12 protein-coding genes are annotated in these 17,729 nt (G+C 70.0%); 2 read left to right on the top strand and 10 right to left on the bottom strand.

Translation table 11 applies throughout. The annotated features are described in order from the left end of the window. Positions 1-28 precede the first annotated feature (28 nt). The 3 genes from gyrA to DJ69_RS15140 form a co-directional block, all read right to left on the bottom strand. Positions 29-2,593 (bottom strand): DNA gyrase subunit A, encoded by a 2,565-nt coding sequence (gyrA, locus tag DJ69_RS15150; protein ID WP_099256376.1) that lies wholly within the window; start codon positions 2,591-2,593, stop codon positions 29-31. Continuing rightward, positions 2,590-4,503 carry a DNA topoisomerase (ATP-hydrolyzing) subunit B gene (gene gyrB, locus DJ69_RS15145; RefSeq protein WP_099256375.1) on the bottom strand — a complete coding sequence of 638 codons (1,914 nt, stop codon included), beginning with the start codon at positions 4,501-4,503 and terminating at the stop codon, positions 2,590-2,592. Before gyrB ends, gyrA begins: the two co-directional genes overlap by 4 nt. 99 nt (positions 4,504-4,602) lie before the next feature. Continuing rightward, positions 4,603-5,475 carry a hypothetical protein gene (locus tag DJ69_RS15140; RefSeq protein ID WP_099256374.1) on the bottom strand — a complete coding sequence of 291 codons (873 nt, stop codon included), beginning with the start codon at positions 5,473-5,475 and terminating at the stop codon, positions 4,603-4,605. A 172-nt stretch (positions 5,476-5,647) separates the two neighbouring features. Here DJ69_RS15140 and DJ69_RS15135 point away from each other — a divergent pair, with 172 nt between their 5' ends. Then, positions 5,648-6,859 (top strand): iron-containing alcohol dehydrogenase family protein, encoded by a 1,212-nt coding sequence (locus tag DJ69_RS15135; protein WP_099256373.1) that lies wholly within the window; start codon positions 5,648-5,650, stop codon positions 6,857-6,859. A gap of 198 nt (positions 6,860-7,057) precedes the next feature. On the opposite strand, the gene DJ69_RS15130 is transcribed toward DJ69_RS15135, so the two are convergent. The 4 genes from DJ69_RS15130 to DJ69_RS15115 form a co-directional block, all read right to left on the bottom strand. Continuing rightward, a complete protein-coding gene (locus tag DJ69_RS15130) occupies positions 7,058-8,560 on the bottom strand; it encodes an MATE family efflux transporter (RefSeq protein ID WP_099256372.1) in 1,503 nt (500 codons plus the stop codon). 99 nt (positions 8,561-8,659) lie between these two features. Beyond that, complete coding sequence (locus DJ69_RS15125) at positions 8,660-9,088, bottom strand: EamA family transporter (protein WP_099256371.1); 429 nt, start codon at positions 9,086-9,088, stop codon at positions 8,660-8,662. 30 nt (positions 9,089-9,118) lie between these two features. Beyond that, on the bottom strand, positions 9,119-10,810 hold the full coding sequence (locus DJ69_RS15120; RefSeq protein ID WP_099256370.1) for a histidine kinase N-terminal 7TM domain-containing protein: 1,692 nt from the start codon (positions 10,808-10,810) through the stop codon (positions 9,119-9,121). 185 nt (positions 10,811-10,995) lie between these two features. Further along, entirely contained in the window at positions 10,996-12,273 is a 1,278-nt protein-coding gene (locus tag DJ69_RS15115) for a UbiA family prenyltransferase (protein WP_099256369.1), read from the bottom strand. Positions 12,274-12,469: 196 nt separating this feature from the next. On the opposite strand from DJ69_RS15115, the gene DJ69_RS15110 reads away from it, so the two are divergent. Beyond that, complete coding sequence (locus DJ69_RS15110) at positions 12,470-13,234, top strand: VOC family protein (RefSeq protein WP_099256368.1); 765 nt, start codon at positions 12,470-12,472, stop codon at positions 13,232-13,234. A 40-nt stretch (positions 13,235-13,274) separates the two neighbouring features. Here DJ69_RS15110 and DJ69_RS15105 read toward each other — a convergent pair whose 3' ends face one another. The 3 genes from DJ69_RS15105 to DJ69_RS15095 form a co-directional block, all read right to left on the bottom strand. Continuing rightward, on the bottom strand, positions 13,275-16,061 hold the full coding sequence (locus DJ69_RS15105; RefSeq protein ID WP_099256367.1) for a hybrid sensor histidine kinase/response regulator: 2,787 nt from the start codon (positions 16,059-16,061) through the stop codon (positions 13,275-13,277). Positions 16,062-16,145: 84 nt separating this feature from the next. After that, positions 16,146-16,547, bottom strand: coding sequence for a Zn-ribbon domain-containing OB-fold protein (locus DJ69_RS15100; protein WP_099256366.1), 402 nt, complete (start codon positions 16,545-16,547; stop codon positions 16,146-16,148). After that, the gene (locus tag DJ69_RS15095; RefSeq protein ID WP_099256365.1) at positions 16,544-17,710 is read right to left on the bottom strand and encodes a thiolase C-terminal domain-containing protein; all 1,167 of its coding nucleotides are present in this window, start codon (positions 17,708-17,710) and stop codon (positions 16,544-16,546) included. The genes DJ69_RS15100 and DJ69_RS15095 overlap by 4 nt, the downstream gene beginning before the upstream one ends. Positions 17,711-17,729 lie beyond the last annotated feature (19 nt).

Genomic DNA, 17,729 nt, shown 5'->3' with positions numbered 1-17,729 from the left:
AAGGCTGCTGCGCGCCGCTCCGACGAGGCTACTCGTCGGTCTCGTCGGCCGGTTCGCCGTCGTTGGCGTCGCCGGCCTCGCCGTCGTCTGCCGCGTCGTCGTCAGCCTCGCTGTCATCCGTCTCGTCGTCGTCCGTCTCGGCGTACGCCGACTCGGGAACGATGTCGACGGAGGCGACCGTGTCGTCCGGATCCAGGTTCATGACGATGACGCCCTTCGTGTTGCGGCTCACGGTCGAGATCTCCTCGACGCGGGTCCGCATGATCTGGCCGTCGTCGCTCATCGCGATCAGGTGGTCGCCGTAGGTGACCGCTTCGATGGCGACCGACTCGCCGTTGCGGTCGCCGGTCTTGATGTCGATCAGGCCCTTCCCGTTGCGTGACTGCAGGCGGTACTCGTCCAGATCGGAGCGCTTCCCGTAGCCGTTCTCGGTGACGGTGAGCACCCAGTTGTGGTAGTCGTCGTCGATGGCGGCGACCCCGGCGACCGCGTCGCCCTCGCGCAGGTCGATGCCGATCACGCCGCGGGCCGTGCGGCCCATCGCCCGCGCCTCCGCCTCGTCGAACCGGATCGCCATCCCGTTCCGGCTTCCGATGACGATGTCGGTGTCGCCGTCGGTCACCTCCACGTCGACGAGCTCGTCGCCGTCCTCCAGCCGGATCGCCCGGATCCCGGTCGACCGGATGTTGCCGAACTCGTCGACGGCGGTCCGCTTGATGTACCCGTCGCGGGTGACCATCGTGAGGAACTCGTCGTCGTCGAGGTCGTCGGTGTTGACGACCGCTTCGATCTCCTCGCCGTCGTCGAGGTCGAGGAGGTTGACCGCGGACTTCCCGCGAGCGGTCCGGGACATCTCCGGGATCTCGTACGTCTTCAGCTCGTAGATCTGGCCGCGGTTGGTGAACACGAGCAGGTAGTCGTGGGAGTTGGCGGCGAACACGGAGGAGACGCGGTCGCCCTCCTTGAGGTCGGTGCCGATGATCCCCTTCCCGCCGCGGTTCTGCGCGCGGAACGTGTCGAGCGACATCCGCTTGATGTAGTCGTCCTCGCTCATCATGACGACGCACTCCTCCTCGGGGATGAGGTCCTCGTGGGTCACGTCGCCCACGTCCTCGATGAAACTCGTGCGCCGCTCGTCGTCGTACTCGTCTTTGATCTCCCGGAGCTCGCTGATGATCACCTGATCGAGCTCGTCGGGGTCGGCGAGGATCGTCTTCAGCCGCTCGATCCGCGCGGTCACGTCCTCGTACTCGGACTCGATCTCTTGGGTCTCCATCGAGGTGAGCGAGCCGAGCTGCATCCGGACGATGTGGGCCGCCTGCGCCTCGCTGAACTCGTAGTCGGCCTCCAGCGCCGCCTTCGCGGCGTCGCGGTCGTCGGAGTCCTGGATGGTCTCGACCACGTCGTCGACCTGTTCGAGCGCCTTCAGCCGCCCTTCGAGGATGTGCGCGCGGTCCTCGCGCTCCTCGAGTTCGTGCTCGGAGCGCCGCCGGACCACGTCGCGGCGGTGCTCGACGTAGTGTTCGAGCGTCTCCTTCAGGTTCAGCACCTGCGGCGAGCCGTCCACCAACGCGAGGTTGATGACGCCGAAGGTGCGTTCGAGGTGGCTCTCCAACAGCTGGTTTTTGACGACCTCCGCCATCGCGTCGCGCTTGAGCTCGACGACGACGCGGATCCCGTCGCGGTCGGACTCGTCGCGGAGGTCGCGGATCCCCTCGATCGCCCCCTCGTTGACGTCCTCGGCGATGCGCTCGACGAGGCGTGACTTGTTCTGCTGGAAGGGGAGCTCCGAGATGACGATCCGTCCCTCCTCCTCGTCGACCTCGAACTCGGCGCGGACGCGGAGCCGTCCGCGCCCCGTCTTGTACGCCTTGTGGACCGCGTTCCGACCGACGATGTTCGCGCCGGTCGGGAAGTCGGGCCCCTTGACGTGCTCCATCAGGTCCTCGACGGTACAGTCGGGGTCCTCGATCAGCTCGACGGTGGCGTCGATCACCTCGCCGAGGTTGTGCGGCGGGATGTTCGTCGACATCCCGACCGCGATCCCGGAGGAGCCGTTGACGAGCAGGTGCGGGAGCGCCGCGGGCAACACTTCGGGCTCCTCGAGCCGGTCGTCGTAGTTCGACGTAAAATCGACCGTGTCGCGCTCGATGTCGGACAGCAGCTCCTCGGCGATGGGGGCCATGCGGGCCTCCGTGTACCGCATCGCCGCCGGCGGGTCGCCGTCGACGGAGCCGAAGTTCCCCTGCCCGTCGACGAGCGGGTACCGCATCGAGAAGTCCTGGGCCATCCGGGCGAGCGTGTCGTAGATGGCGCTGTCGCCGTGCGGGTGGTAGTCGCCCATCGTCTCGCCGACGACGGACGAGGACTTGCGGTGCGAGGAGTTGCTGGTGACGCCCGCCTCGTGCATCGCGTAGAGGATGCGCCGGTGGACGGGTTTGAGCCCGTCGCGGACGTCGGGGAGCGCGCGACCCGCGATCACCGACATCGCGTAGTCGATGTACGACTGCTCCATCTCGTCTTCGATGCGGGCGTTCGTCACCTGCGCGGCGCGAACGTCGCTGGCGTCGACGTCGGGGACGTCCGAGCTCATATGTCCACCCACTCCGCCTCGGTCGCGTGCTCTTTGATGAACTGCTTGCGCGGCTCGACAGCGTCACCCATCAGCACGTTGAACATCCGGTCGGCGGCGGCGGCGTCGTCGATGTTGATCCGCTTGAGCCGTCTGTTCTCGGGGTCCATCGTCGTGTCCCACAGCTGGTCGGGGTTCATCTCGCCGAGCCCCTTGAACCGCTGGACCTGGTCCGGGCTGCCGTCGCACTTCTCCTCGACGATCCGGTCGCGCTCCGCCTCCGTCATCGCGTCGTACGTCTCGCCGCGGTACCGGACGCGGTACAGGGGCGGCTGGGCCGCGTACACGTAGCCCGCTTCGAGAAGCGGCTTCATGTGGCGGTACAACAGCGTGAGCAGGAGCGTCCGGATGTGGGCGCCGTCGACGTCGGCGTCCGTCATGATGATGATCTTGTTGTACCGAACGTCGTCGATGTCGAACTCCTCGCCGATCCCCGCGCCGATCGCGGTGATCAGCGCGCGGATCTCGTCGTTTTCGAGGATGCGGTCGAGCCGGTGTTTCTCGACGTTGAGGATCTTCCCCTTGAGCGGGAGGATCGCCTGATTCTCGCGGTTGCGGCCCTGCTTGGCCGAGCCGCCCGCGGAGTCGCCCTCGACGACGAACAGCTCGGCCTCGGTGGGGTCGCGGGTCTGACAGTCGGCGAGCTTGCCGGGCAGCGCCGTCGACTCCAGCGCGGACTTCCGTCGGGTGAGCTCCTCTGCCTTCTTCGCGGCCTTGCGCGCCCTGGCGGCCTCCGCGGCCTTGTGAACGACTTTCCGGGCGGTGTCGGGGTTCTCCTCGAAGAAGGTCCCGAGCTTCTCGTGGGTCGCGGACTCGACGATGCCGCGCACCTCGCTGTTGCCGAGCTTCGTCTTCGTCTGCCCCTCGAACTGCGGGTCGGGGTGTTTCACCGAGATGACCGCCGTGAGCCCCTCGCGCACGTCCTCGCCTTTGAGGTTCGCGTCGAGGTCGTCGACGAGCCCGTGTTCGTTGGCGTAGTCGTTGACGGTGCGGGTCAGGGCGGTCTTGAAGCCGGTGAGGTGGGTCCCGCCCTCGCGGGTGTTGATGTTGTTCGCGAACGCGTGGACGGAGCCCTGCAGCTCCTCGGTCGCCTGCATCGCGACCTCGACGTGGATGTCGTCCTGCTCGTCCTGGAAGTAGATGACCTCGTCGTGGATCGGCGTCCGCGTCTCGTTGAGGTAGCCGACGAACTCCCGAATGCCGCCCTCGTAGCGGAACGTCTCTTCCTCGCCCGCGTCGTCGACGAGCGAGACGGCGACGCCGGAGTTGAGGAACGCCAGCTCGCGCAGGCGGTTGGCGAGCGTCGAGAACTCGAACTCGTCCGTCTCGAAGATCTCCGTGTCGGGCCAGAACCGGATGTACGTCCCGGTGTCCTCGCCCTCGTCCATGTCGCGGACGCGCTCGAACCCGCCTTCGACGGGCTCGCCGCGGGCGAACTCGTGGCGGTAGACGCCGCCGTCGCGTTTCACTTCGACCTCCAGCCGCTCGGAGAGGGCGTTGACGACGCTGACCCCGACGCCGTGGAGCCCGCCGGAGACCTGATAGGACTTGGAGTCGAACTTCCCGCCGGCGTGGAGGACGGTCATGATCACTTCGAGCGCCGGGCGGTCGTACTTCTCGTGGGTGTCGACCGGGATCCCGCGGCCGTCGTCGCTGACGCTGACGGAGCCGTCGTCGTGGATCGTGACGGTGATCTCGTCGCAGTACCCCGCGAGCGCCTCGTCGATGGAGTTGTCGACGACCTCGTAGACGAGATGGTGGAGCCCTCGGCCGTCCGTGGACCCGATATACATTGCCGGACGTTTACGGACGGCCTGCAGGCCCTCGAGGACCTGGATCTGGCCGGCTCCGTAGTCGCTCTGCTCTGGCATAGAACTTGACGGGGCTAGTCGGTGCCGGGTTATAAAGCCGGCGCACGCGCGCGGGCGTGAGAGCGCAACAATGTACCAGTACGTGACGGTCCCGGCAACCTACCGGTCGTCGAGCCTCCTCCGGGTCCGCTCGATGACCGCGGTGCGGACCCGGGCCGGGTCGGCGCTCCCGCCGCCGCCCGCGAACCGAACGGGCGTCTCCCTCGCGATCGCCTCGACGATCCGGTCGGCGACCGCGTCGACGGTCGGCTCTTCCCCCCGCCGATCGAGGGCTTCGACGACGCGCTCGAACCGGTCGTCGGTGACGTACGTCGCGGCGATCGCTTCCGGATCGTCGACCGCCGGGGCTTCCGCGCCCGTGTCCGTCGGTCCGTCCGCCGCGCGGATCACCCCTCGCCCTCCGCGCTTGTTTCGCACGACGACGCCGGCGGCCGGCCCGTCACGCCACGCTGACTGGGGAACCGCGTACGCCTCCGGATCGAAGTCCCGACCGTTCACCTCGCGCTCGATCGCGTTCACCGGATCGAGCCCGACTCCCTCGAAGATGGCCGCGGCGGCGTCGGGCGGCCGGAACGCCCCCGCCCGCGCCTCCGACTCGGACCCCTCATGCGTCCCGATCCACACGTCCGTTCCGAGAAACGGCGGGAGCCGATCCCAGTCGTAGTCGGTCCCGCGGTGGTGGGTGGCGACGCCGAAGAACGTCACGCCCTCGGGGGTGTCGACCGCGTCTCGGAGGGCGTCGCGGTCGAACCGCTCGCGGACGTCCCTGACAGCGGGGCGAAGCGCGACCGGGGCCGCCCCCGGGTCCCCGTACGTCGTCTCCGGGTCGCCGAAGCGGAGGAGTCCCGACGCCTCCATCCGGAACCGGAGTCCCGTCCCGTCGATCAGTTCGAGGAGCCAGAGGTGGCCGCTGAGGAGGGCATCGGGGGCCCGCGAGTCGCGAACGTCGGGGAGGGGTGGAAACGAGCGCATGGGTGGCGACGATGCGTCGTCGAAGCGTGCGTTCCGGAGGGGGTTGGCTCTTGGGGGTCGTCCGCGAAGCCGCGGCCGGGAGACGCCCCCCGGGGACCGCGGGCGGGAGGCGGCTCCGAGTGTGCCTCCCGTTCCCACAGTTACAAGCCGCCGCCCGGCGTACCGGCAGTCGATGCTCCCGATCGCGGACTCCTTCGAGCACGACTACCAGGGCTGTGAGATCCGGTACGGCCGCGGGCGCGTCGCCGACCTCGGCGACGCCCTCGCCGAGCGAGACATCGGCGACGCGCTCGTCGTCTGCGGTTCGAACGTCGGCGCCAACGACGACCTGATGGACCCGATACGCGAGGGGCTCGGCGACCGGTTCGCGGGGGTCTTCGACGGGACGACCCCGGACAAGCGCGTCGAGGAGGCGTTCGATCTGCTCGCGGCGCGCGCCGAGGCCGGCGCGGACTGCCTCGTCGCGGTCGGCGGCGGGAGCAGCCTCGACGTGGCCCGGCAGGCGACCCTGCTCGATGTCGACGGCCGAGACCTCGCCGACCTCCGCGCGGACGCGGAGGCCGGAGGTGACGCGCTCGGCGACCTCGCGCCCGGAGTCGACCCCGAGATCCCCTTCGTCGCGATCCCGACGACGTTCGCGGGCGCGGATCTCTCCACGGGCGGATCGCTGGAGGTGCTCGCCGCGGACGCCTCGCCGACCGGCCAGCCGCTGACCGTCAGCGGCGGGGGTGCGATGCCCGCCATCGACCTCGCGGACCCGGCGCTGTTCGAGACGACCCCGCGGTCGGCGCTGGCGGGGTCGGCGATGAACGGGTTCAACAAGGGGATCGAGACGCCGTACGCGGCCGACGCCTCGCCCGTGAGCGACGCGACCGCGCTCCACGGGACGCGGCTGCTCCGAGACGCGCTCCCGCACGTCGCCGGCGATCGACCCGCCGACCCGGCGGCGACGGACCGCGCCGTGATCGGCGCGCTGCTCGTCCAGCTCGGACGGAAGATTTCGGTGATCCACGCGTTCGGACACGGGTTCGCGCGGCGGTACGACGTACAGCAGGGCGCCGTCCACGCCGTGGTCGCGCCGCACGTTCTCGCCTACCTCTTCGACGAGATCGACGCGAGCCGCCGGGCGCTCGCGAACGGGCTCGGCGTCGCGACCGCGGGCCGCGACGACGCCGCGATCGCCGAGGACGTGGTCAGCGAGGTCGCCGCCGTCCGCGACTCGCTCCGGGTCCCCTCGCGGCTCCGGGATCTGGACCCGGTCGAGGAGGACGACTTCCCCGCGATCGCCGAGTACATCGCCGACGACTGGTCGATGGACCGCGCCCCCGAGGCGCTCGACGCGACGCCCGAGGCGATCGCGGGCGTGTTGCGCGAGGCGTGGTGAGAAACCTCCCCTCAGGCCGCCCCGAGTAGCGCCGCGACCCCGACGACGACGCCGACCGCTGTGAGGCGCTCAAATTTCATGAATACGACAGTATTCGGCGCCAGACGTATTACTATGAGTACACGGTCCGGTTCGTCGCGGACTGACGCGTCCGATCGTCGGTGTCTCGACTTCGCAGGGTCCCGACTTCGCGGACCCTCAGTCGTCGGCGGGCGCGTCCGGGCGATACGCCTCGCTTATCGCCTTCCACTTCCCGGACCGGAACCGCCAGTAGTTGATCGCGGCGGGGATCGTCGTCTCGGCGACGAACGCGAGGTACACGCCCCATAACCCGATCGCGGGGAGCGCGACCTCCGGGACCGTCACGGCGAGCCCCGGCACGTCGATCGCGGGCGTCGCCTCGCGGGCCCCGACGTACGCCAGCGGGATCGACACGCAGAACATCCCGAGGAACTGGCTCGCGAAGGGGATCTTCGTGTCGCCGGCCGCGTCGAGCGGCCCCGCCGCGCCGCCGGAGATCCCTTGGAAGACGACGGCGACGCAGGCCGCGTACACGAGGTTCACGGCGATCGGGATCTCGGGGCTCTCCGGCGACTCAGCGAACAGCGTTACGATGTCGGTCGCGAAGACGGCCGTCAGCGCCGCAAAGACGAGGTACGTCGCCACGGAGAAGCGGATGATGTCGGTGGCGTACGCCTCCGCCTCCGCGGAGTCCTCGCCGCCGAGCTCCTGGCCGACCAGACTGGAGGAGGCGAGCCCGAACCCCCAGCCGGGGGCGTTCATGATCCCCCAGATCCGGCGGGCGATGACGAACGCGGCGACGGTGTTCTCGCCGAACACGTCGAGGATGGCCAGCATCGGGAACTCCGCGACGGTCCACACGAGGTTGCGCGCCCCGACCGGGAGCCCGATCTCGACGAGGTCGCGGAGCATGTCCGGGTTCACGTACGAGCCGAACGGGCTGATCGAGATCGGGAACTCGCCGATTCCGGGGACCCGACCTCGCACGAGCCCGACCGTGAACGCGGCGACGGCGAACACGTTCGAGAGGACCGTGCCGAACGCGGCCCCCTCGACGCCCCACCCGAGCCCGAAGATGAACGCGGCGCTCAAGACGATGTTCGCGAGCGCCCCGCCCGCCCGGACCTGCATCGCGGTGTACGCGTCGTCGCAGCCGACAAGCACCCGGCTGCCGACGAGGTTGAGCGCGGCGAAGGGGACGCCGAGTCCGACGATGCGGAGGTAGTCGGCGCCGAACGCGATCGCGGCCTCGTTGCTGCTGAGCACGTCGATGAAACGCGTCGGGAACGTCCAGAAGACGGCCGACACGGGGATCGTGATCGCGATCGAGAGGAGGACGCTCGCCCGTATGGCGTCGCCCAGTTCGCCGTACGCCTCCGCGCCGAAGCGCTGGGAGACGAGGGCGATCGTCCCCCCGGCGACCCCGCCGCCGAGCGCGAACGCGAGCCCCCAGTAGGGGCCGGCGAAGCCGACGCCGGCGACCGCGCTGGTGCCGACGGCGACGCCGACCATCGCCACGTCGACCGCGTTCTTCGACATGCGAGCGATCCCCGTGACGATCCGCGGCCACGCGAGGTCCGTGGTCCGGACGACGCGGTGCCGGTCGATCACCCCCGCCTTGGCGAGGGCGAAGCCGATGTAGAGGATCAGCGCACGGAAGGGGTTCGGGAAGCGGGCCACTGCGAGTAGGCCACTTTCCCCGTGGGTAGTAAAGGGATTTCGTCACGCGGCGGGCGTTTCCGGATCGGGGGACCGAAACGCGTGTCGAGGGCCCCGATCTCACGCCCCCGAGACGAGGTACACCGACGCCGCGGCGAAGGCGATGCCCAGCGCCTTCCGCGCGGTGAACGACTCGCCCAAAACGAGGAAGCCGATCACGGAGGAGAAGACGAGGAACATCGCGAAGATGGGTGTCACGACGCTCACCGGGCCGAGCGCGAGCGAGCGGTACAGCGCCAGGATGCCGATCCCGAGGAAGACGCCGGCCGCGAGCACGTGGATCAGTTTCGGCGAGGCGAGGTGTTCGGTGAACCCCTGTCCGGTGTACGCGAGCACCCCGACGGCCATGAGGATGAGGAGGGCGTTCGAGACGACGACGGCCACGTCGCTCGGGATCGCGTCGGGACCGGTCGTCGCGATGCGCATCAGCGGCGAGACCAACGCGTACGCGCCCATCGCGAGCAGGGCGTACGGGAGATACGTGTCCATGGTTCGGGGTGGCCGGCGCGGCACAAGTGCCTACCGACCCGCCTCTCCGTCGTCCCTGATCGGCACCGACACGGTGACCACGGTGCCGCGCGGCTCCCGCTCCGCGAACGACACGCTTCCGCCGACCTGATCGACCCCCCACTTCACGATCCACAGCCCCAGTCCGCTGCCGTGTTCCAGCGGCGTCTCCGTGCCGCGCCGCAACACGTCGCGCTCGGCGTCGGCGATCCCGGGACCGTCGTCCGCCACGGAGAGATCGATCCACCCGCCGTCGACGGTGGCGCCGAGCCACACGGAGGGAGACGCACCGTCGTTGTGGCGGGCCGCGTTCGAACACAGGCTCTCCGTGACCACCCGCAACACCGCCGGCACGCGGACCGCCGGGATATCGTCCTCGACGATGACGGTCACGTCGGGAAACTCGGCCCGGAGCGTCGCGGCCGCCTCGTCGACGAGCGCCTCGAGCGCGACCGGCGGCGGCGCCTCCGTCGTCGGGTTGAACAGCTCGCTCGCGGTGCGGGTGCGCTCGCTGAGATCGAGGATGCGCGAGGCGCTCTCCTTGACCACCGCGAGGGCCCGTTCGTCGGTCGGGTCCGCGCGCAGCTGGTCGGCGTACCCGTGGATCAGGTTCGTCTCCGTCCGCACGTCGTGTCTGAACACCCGGTTGAGCACGTCCAGTCGCTGCTGCTGGCCGAGGTACTCGCCCACGTCGTGGAACACCACCACCTCGCCGGTCGGCCGATCGTGGCCGTCGGCGATGCGTCGAACGGTGACCTCGTACGGGTGTTGACCGTGCGGCCCCGTGATCGAGAGGGGCGACTGGTCCGCCGCTTCGCCCGCGATGTCCCCGTGTCGCGGGACGACCGCGTCGGCGGGCTCTCCGATCGCGTCCCGACGGTCGACCCCGAACGTGTCCGCGGCGCTCTGGTTCAAGTCGATCACGTACCCTTCGGTTCCGATCACGAACGCCGGGTCGTGGAGGTGCTCGAACACCAGCTGTCGCGCGCGCCGACGCGGCGCCGGCGCGAGCGTGAGCAGCCGAAACCGGGTGAGCGCGAAGAGGTACGCCACGCCCGACACCGCGAAGGCGAGCGGGGTCGGGTCGAGTCCGGCGACCGGGAACGCCCCGGTGAGGTGGAAGACGCTGCTGGCCCACGGCGCCGCCGTCCCCACGAGCAGCGCGGCGCTTTGCCCCCGGAAGGGGCGAGCGTCGTCGCGGACGAGCTGGAGGATCGGGAGCGATCCGAACAGCCCGAGCAGGTACGTGTACGCGGCGATGACGTAGTACCACGGGCCCGTGTCGACGCGGAGGAACGAGCCGACCGGCGTCGACGCGACCGCTCGGTCGACGACGACGAGCCCCCACGGGTCGCCGGCGGCCACGACGGCGACCGTCGCGGCGGGCGCGACGAGAAGCGCCGCCACGACCCCCGGCCGCACGTACCGCTCTCGCCCCGTATACTCCAGCGCGAACAGCAGCCACCCCACCGGGATGATCACGACCCCGAGCCACTGCACGTCGTACCAGAGCGACTTCGCCGCGAGCGTCGACGCCTCCAGTTCGAAGACGAGGAACGTCGTCCACCAAACCTGCCCGACGAGCAACACCGCCAGCCACGTCGCGCCCGCCTCCGGCCGCTCACGCCACGCGAGGATCGCCGCGGACGTCCCGGTGACCACGGCGGTGAGGAGGGCGACCGACAGCGGACTGAGCCCTATCACGGTTATTTGCACTCAGCCATAATATAAATCATTTGCTCCGGAACCCAGTCATTTCCCCATCCGTGTGCGGAGATGATCGGTTCGGAAGACGGGCGATGAGGGACGAAAACGCGGCGCCGAACGGGGGCCCCGGACCCGTGTTCCTCCGGGTCACCCCCGATGTGTCACTCCGGCGGCCTCGGCCGTTACGCCGCGGCGACCACGAGCGCGCCCCCGACGACGAGGTAGCTGCAGTCGGGGGCGACGCCCAGCACCGCGGCGTCGTCGACGCGTCCGGCGAGCGCGGTGACGCCGAGCGACACCGCGACTCCGACGCCGAGCGCCGCGGCGACTCCCGCCGCGAGCACGCCGGCGGCCGTCGCCGTCGCCAGCGTCGCCGCCGTGAGGAGGTCGATCCCGTACAACACGCGGCGAGTCCAGGGGACACCGAGGGCGATGGGGAGCGTCGAGACCCCCGCCGCGGCGTCGGCCTCCACGTCCCGGACGTTCGGAAGCTCGGCGTCGACGAACGACCGCAGGAAGAAGTACGCGAACGCGACCGCGACGACCGGTTCCAGCGGCGCGGCGCCGAGCGGGCCGGAGCCGGGAACCGCGGACCCGGCGAACGCCAGCGGCAACAGCGTGACCGCGATCGCCCACCCCGCGGCGACGACGGCGGAGCCGACCACGGGCACCTCCTTCAGCCGCGGGAGCCGCACCCCGGTCGTGATGCCTCCCTCCGACGCGATCGAGCGGACCGTCCGCCCGACGTTCGGGAGCCAGTCGGAGGCGTACGCGATCCAGAACGCCCCCGGAAGCAACGCGACGCCGAGCGCGAGCGGCCCGCCGAGTGTCGCGAGCGCCACCGCGAGTCCGTAGGTGACCGCGGCGACGATCATCAGTTGATCGCCGTACCGCCGTGCGATCCGCGCGCGCTCGGGCGTCGACCGGGCGTCCGCCGCCGCGTCGGTGACGTGGTCGACGGTGTACACCGCGAACGTGACGAGTCCGACGACGATCGGCGCGGGCGAGTGCGGCACGCCGAGCAGGACGGTCGCGATGACCGTCTCGACCGCGGCGATGGCCGCAACGAACGGAGAGCCGGACGCGAGCGCGACGAGCGACTGAAGGAGGTCGAATCCGGCGCCGGTCGCCCCGGCCTCGACCGACTCAGTCTCGGTCGGGGCGGGGGATTCGGTCGCTCCGATCGCGGTCGATTCGGCGGTTCGGGTTGCGACCGCGTCAGGGGCCGGCGTCGGATCCGCGGTGGCGATCGAGCCGGCTGGCCGTGCCGGATCTGTCTCGCTCGGCGCGTCGTCCGGTACAGATCCTACCGCCGCCCCGTCGGTCGGGGCGGAGCCTGCCGCCGCTCCCCCGTCGATCGCTGTCCCGCCCGTCGATTCCGCGTCGAGAGGTGGTTCAGCGCGATACGACTCGTCTGTGCCGTCGATCGTGGTCGACGGCGGATCTCGTGTGTTTCGCATCGATCGACGGGCGGCGCCGTTCGTGACGCCCCCCGCCGCGTACGTATCAAATATCAATAACTATAAATTAATCTCAAAATAACTGCAGAAAACGTGAAGACCGTTTGTCGCGACGGCCACCCCGAAGCGTCGGGTCCCGGCCAACCGCGCCCCCCCCTTCAGTACGCTTTTGGGGCGAGCAACCGTTGGAACGGGTATGGACGGAACCTTCGATCACGTGATGATCCGCGTCGAGGAGTTAGAGGAGAGCCTCGACTGGTATCAGACGCACCTGAACTACGAGGAGAAGGGTCGCTGGGAGGCGGACACGTTCACCAACGTCTACCTCGGCCCCGAGGAGATGCACGAGGACGGCGCGACCCTCGAACTCACCTACAACCACGGCGACCACACCTACGAGAACGGTGACGCGTGGGGCCACATCGCCGTGCGCGTCCCGGAGGACGCCCTTCAGGAGTCGTACGACCAACTGATGGAGGAGGGCGTCGAGGACTACCGCGACCCCGAGTCCTGCGGGAACCGATACGCGTTCGTCAAGGATCCGGACGGCCACGAGATCGAGATCGTCAAGCGCGACTACGGCGCGAAGTGGAGCATCGATCACACGATGATCCGCGTCGAGGACGCGGACGAGGCGCTCGGCTACTGGACCCGCAAGTTCGAGTACACCGAGAAACCCGGACGCTGGGAGGCCGACAGCTTCTCGAACTACTTCATGGCCCCCGAAGACGCCGCGGAGGAGGCGATGAAGCTGGAGCTCACCTACAACTACGACGGCCGCGAGTACACGATGGGCGACGGCTGGGGCCACCTCTGCGTCCGCGTCGACGACCTCGACGAGGCGTGGGACCAGCTGATGACCCGCGAGGCGCCGGACTACCGCGACCCCGAGTCCTGCGACCACAGCTACGCGTTCACGAAGGACCAGGACGGCCACGAGATCGAACTGCTCGTCCCCTAGTCGGTCGCGCCGATTCGGCGTTCGGCGTTCATTCGAGCCGTCACTCGCTCGCCAGCTCCACGCCCGTCACTTCGAACCGGGCGCCGCCCTCTCGCCCCTCCGTGATCCGAACCGACCAGCCGTGAGCCGCCGCCACCTGCTCGACGATCCGCAGGCCGAAGCCGGTCCCCTCCTGCGTTGTCGAGAACCCGGCGTCGAACACCTCGCCGCGGTCCGCCGCCGGGATCCCCGGCCCGTCGTCTTCGACGAAGAACCCGACCTCGTCGCTCGCCTCCGCTCCCGCCCCGTCGCCGTCGCCCGCGCCATCGGCTTCCGCCTCCCCGCCCAGCGCGCCGACGGTGATCGCCACGTCGTCGCCGCCGTGCTCGACCGCGTTCCGCACGAGGTTCTCGACGAGCTGTCTGAGCCGGCTCTCGTCGGCGCGGAGCCACAGGTCGCCCTCGACGGACAGCGTCGCGTCCGCGGTCTCGACGGTCTGCCAGCAGGATTCGACGACGGCCGCGAGCCGGACCGGCTCCGTCTCGCTCACTCGCTCTCCCTGGCGAGCGAGCGTGAGCAGGTCGGCGATCAGCGTGTCCATCCGTTCGTGGGCGCCGGCGACCGCGTCGAGGTGGTCGCTGTCACACTCGTCGCGGGCCAGGTCCACCCGTCCCTGCGCCACGTTCAGCGGATTGCGGAGATCGTGGGAGACGACGCTGGCGAACTCCGCCAGCCGGTCGTTCTGCCGCTCCAACTCCACGCTCCGGTCGTGGAGGCGACTGGTTCGCGCCGCGGCGTTGAGTGCCGTTTCCGCCGCCGTCGAGAGGATCCGCGCGAGATGCTCGTCGGTCCCGTCGAAGACGCCGGGCTCGGTCTCGCCGATCGAGATGGTCCCGTGTTCGCCGAGGGGGAGGATCATCAGGCTTCGGAGCCCCGTTCCGGTGTCGATGGCGTTCACCGTCTCGATGTCGTCGTACATCCGCCCCTTGCCCGTCTCGTACGCCTCCCAGTTGAGGCTCCCGCCCCCGGGGGTGAACACCTCGCGAGGCGGGAGCTGCTCCTCGACCGCCTTCGAGACCGCGACGGGGACCAACCCCCCGGCGTCCTCGTCGTACAGCCGGACGGTGACCACGGAGAATCCGAGCACCTCGTCGGCGGCCTCGACGACGCGCTCGGCGATCTCCTCCCGGGAGTCGGCTCGGATCAGGCTTCGGGTCGCGTCGTGGAGCCGCTCCAGGCTGGACTCGCGCGCCACGCGGTCTAACGCGGCTTCGAGGTGGTTCGTAAGGATCTCCGCGATGAGCACGTCGGTCTCGGTGAACGCGTCCGGCTCCGCCGAGGAGATGACGAACAGCCCGTGGCTGCCGATCGGATGGAGGACGATGCTCTCCGCGGGAGTCTCCTCGTCGAGGGGGTCGAACGCCGACAGGTCGCCGACGGCGAGCGGCTCGTCGCCGCGATACGCCTCCCACGCGAGGGCCGCGCGCGTTCCGGGGGGCTCCCCCCGATCGTAGGAGGGTTGCTCGTCGAAGAACGACGGCACCGACTCGGCGAGCGCGGCGGGTTCGAGCGCGTCGCCCGCCTCGCTCACGAGGTGGACCCCGCTCAGCCCCGCCCCCACGATCTCGTCGGCGGCGTCGACCGCCAGCTGCGTCGTCTCGTCGACCGTCCGCGTGCAGTTGAGATCGCGGGTCCACTCGCGGAGTCGCGACAGTTTCTCCTCGCGCCGCTTGCGGTCCGAAATGTCGCGGGTGTTGATCACGAACCCGTTGATCCCGTAGTCGTCGAGCCGGTTGTTCCCGACCGACTCCACCCACGCGTACTCCCCGTCGGCCCGTTCGAGCCGGTATTCGACCGTCGGGTTGGATTCGTCGCCAGTGATCGACCGCATGAACGTCTCGACGACCCGCTCGCGGTCCTCCGGGTGGACGTACGAGAACGCGTACTCGCCGACCAGGTCCGCCGGGTCGTGGCCGAGGATCCCCTCGACCGAGGGGCTCGCGTACTGGAACGTGCCGTCCGCGTCGAGCGCGGTGACGATGTCGCCGGACTGCTCGACGAACGCCCGGTGTCGCTCGCGCTCCGTCACGTCTCGGATGATCCCGACGAACCGCCGATCGCCGCTCTCCTCGAACTCGCCGAACGAGATCGACAGGGGGATCTCGTGGCCGTCCCGGTGTTGCCCCGGGAACTCGACCGCCGACCAATCCATCGAGCGCTCGCCGGTCTCACAGTATCGCTCGAGGGCCTCGCGGTGCGCCTCACGTTTCCGCTCCGGAATCAGCATCACCAACGATTCGCCTTCCAGTTCCCCGGGCCCGTAGCCGAACAGCCGCTCGACCGCCGGGTTCGCGAACCGGATCCGGTTGTCGGCGTCGATGGTGATGATGGCGTCCATCGAGTGGTCGGTGATCGCCTGCAGGTGGGACCGCGTTCGGTCGGCCTCGCGCTCGATCCGGCGCTTCTCGGCCGCGCCGACGACGCGGTTCGCCAGGATCTCGTACTGTTCCGTACCGCCGCCCTTCTGGAGGTAATCGGTCACGCCAGCCGAGATCGCCTCGCTGGCGACCGACTCCGACCCCTTCCCGGTGTACAGGATGAAGGGGAGGTCCGGGTCGCGTTCGCGAACCGCCTCCAGGAACTCGATCCCGTCCGGCCCGGGCATGTCGTGGTCGGAGACGATACAGTCGAACTCGGCCTCGGCGTCGTCGAGTCGTTCGAGCCCCTCGTCGGCGTTCGAGGCGGTCTCGACCGCAATCCGTGGATCCTCGCGTTCGAGGAACGACGCCGTGATCTCCGCGAGATCCGGGTCGTCGTCGACGTGGAGCACGCGGATGCGGTCACCCATGGAGTCGAACTACTCGTGACGCCGGCATAATCGTTTGGACCGGGTGACGAAACGCGGGGAGGACGCAGCGAGAGCGCCGGTTCCCTACTCGCCGCCCGCCGGTCGGAAGGCGACGAGCCGTTCGCCGTCGGTGGCGCGCTCCTCGACGCCGGCAGCGACCCGGTCGCCGACCGAGACCGCGTCGAGCGCGGGCTCGACCCCGCGCAGGACGCCCGCGAGCCTGACCGGTCCGAAGTCGGCGACCGCGTTCACGTACGGGACGTCGTCGGCGAACTGCGGCCCGGCGACGTGGACGACGTTGTACGTCTCGACGCGCCCGGTCTCGGCGAGCGGTTCCTCGGCGAGCGCTGTGGCCCCGCACTCGGGACACACCCGCCGCGGCGGAAGCGAGCCGTGTCCGTCCGGGCAGACGAGAGCGTACCCATCGCCGTCCGCGAGGGCGTCGAGCCACTCGTCGTGGCCCGCGTTGCTCGTCGGCGCGCTCATTCCGCCACCTCCAGCACGTGGACGACCGCGCTGGCCACCGTCCCGCCCGCGTTGTGCGCGACGCCGACCTCGGCGTCGGCGACGTGGTCGCTGTTCGGGTGGTCGCCGCGCAGCAAGCGGGTGAGCTCCGCGATCTGCGAGCCGCCGGTCGCGCCGACCGGGTGCCCCTTCGCCTTCAGCCCGCCGGAGAGGTTCACGGGGGTGTCGCCGTCGGCGGTCGTGACCCCATCGCGTGCGGCGCTGATCCCCTCGCCGGGATCGGCGATTTCGAGCGACTCCAGCGCGAACACCTCCGCGATGGTGAAGCAGTCGTGGACCTCCGCCACGTCGACGTCGTCGGGACCGACCCCGGCGTCGGCGTAGGCCGTGTCGGCCGCGTCGTCGGCGGCGGGGGTGCGAGCGAGGTGCTCGCGGTCCGCGAGCGCCATCCGGTCCGTCCCCTGACCGGTACCGGTCACCGCGACCGGCGCGTCGACGTCGTGCTCGGCCGCGTACTCCTCGGAGACGATCACGAGCGCGCTCGCGCCGTCGGTGATCGGGCAGGCGTCGTAGAGATGGAGCGGCTCCGCGACGGGCGGGGCGTCGAGCGCCTCCTCGACGGACACCTCCTGGCGGTACTGCGCGTACTCGTTCGGGACCGCGTTCGCGTGGTTCTTCGCGGCGACGTGGGCTAGATCGCGGCGCTCCCCGCCGTACGCGTCGAAGTACGCCTTCGCCATCAGCGCGTACGCCCCGGGGAACGTCACCCCGGCTCGCACCTCGAAGAGGTCGTCGGCGGCGATGGCGAGCCCCTCCGTCACCTCGTCCGTCGGGAGGTTGGTCATGCGCTCCATCCCGCCGGCCACCACCACGTCGGCCTCGCCCGCGCGGACGGTCCGAACCGCCTCGCGGACGGCGACGCCGGCCGAGGCGCACGCCTCCTCGTAGCGGGTCGCCGGGCAGTTCACGCCGGCCGCCTCCGCCATGAGCGGCGCCTGATGGCCCTGGTGCTCGGCGAGCGCGCCCATGAAGTTGCCGTAGTTCAGTTCCTCGACGTCCCCGCGGGGGACGCCGGCGTCCTCGAACGCCCGCAGCGCGGCCGTCGCGAAGAGGTCTCGACCCGTTCGCTCCGGGTGGCTTCCGAAGTGCGTGAGCCCGACCCCGGCGACGCGTACGTCGGTCATACACGAACGATAATCGGGG

The sequence above is a fragment of the Halorubrum persicum genome, assembly GCF_002727125.1.
GTDB classification, from domain to species: Archaea; Halobacteriota; Halobacteria; order Halobacteriales; family Haloferacaceae; genus Halorubrum; species Halorubrum persicum.
The sequence above is the reverse complement of the archived record's forward strand: the minus strand, read 5'-3'. Positions and strand labels throughout refer to the sequence as shown.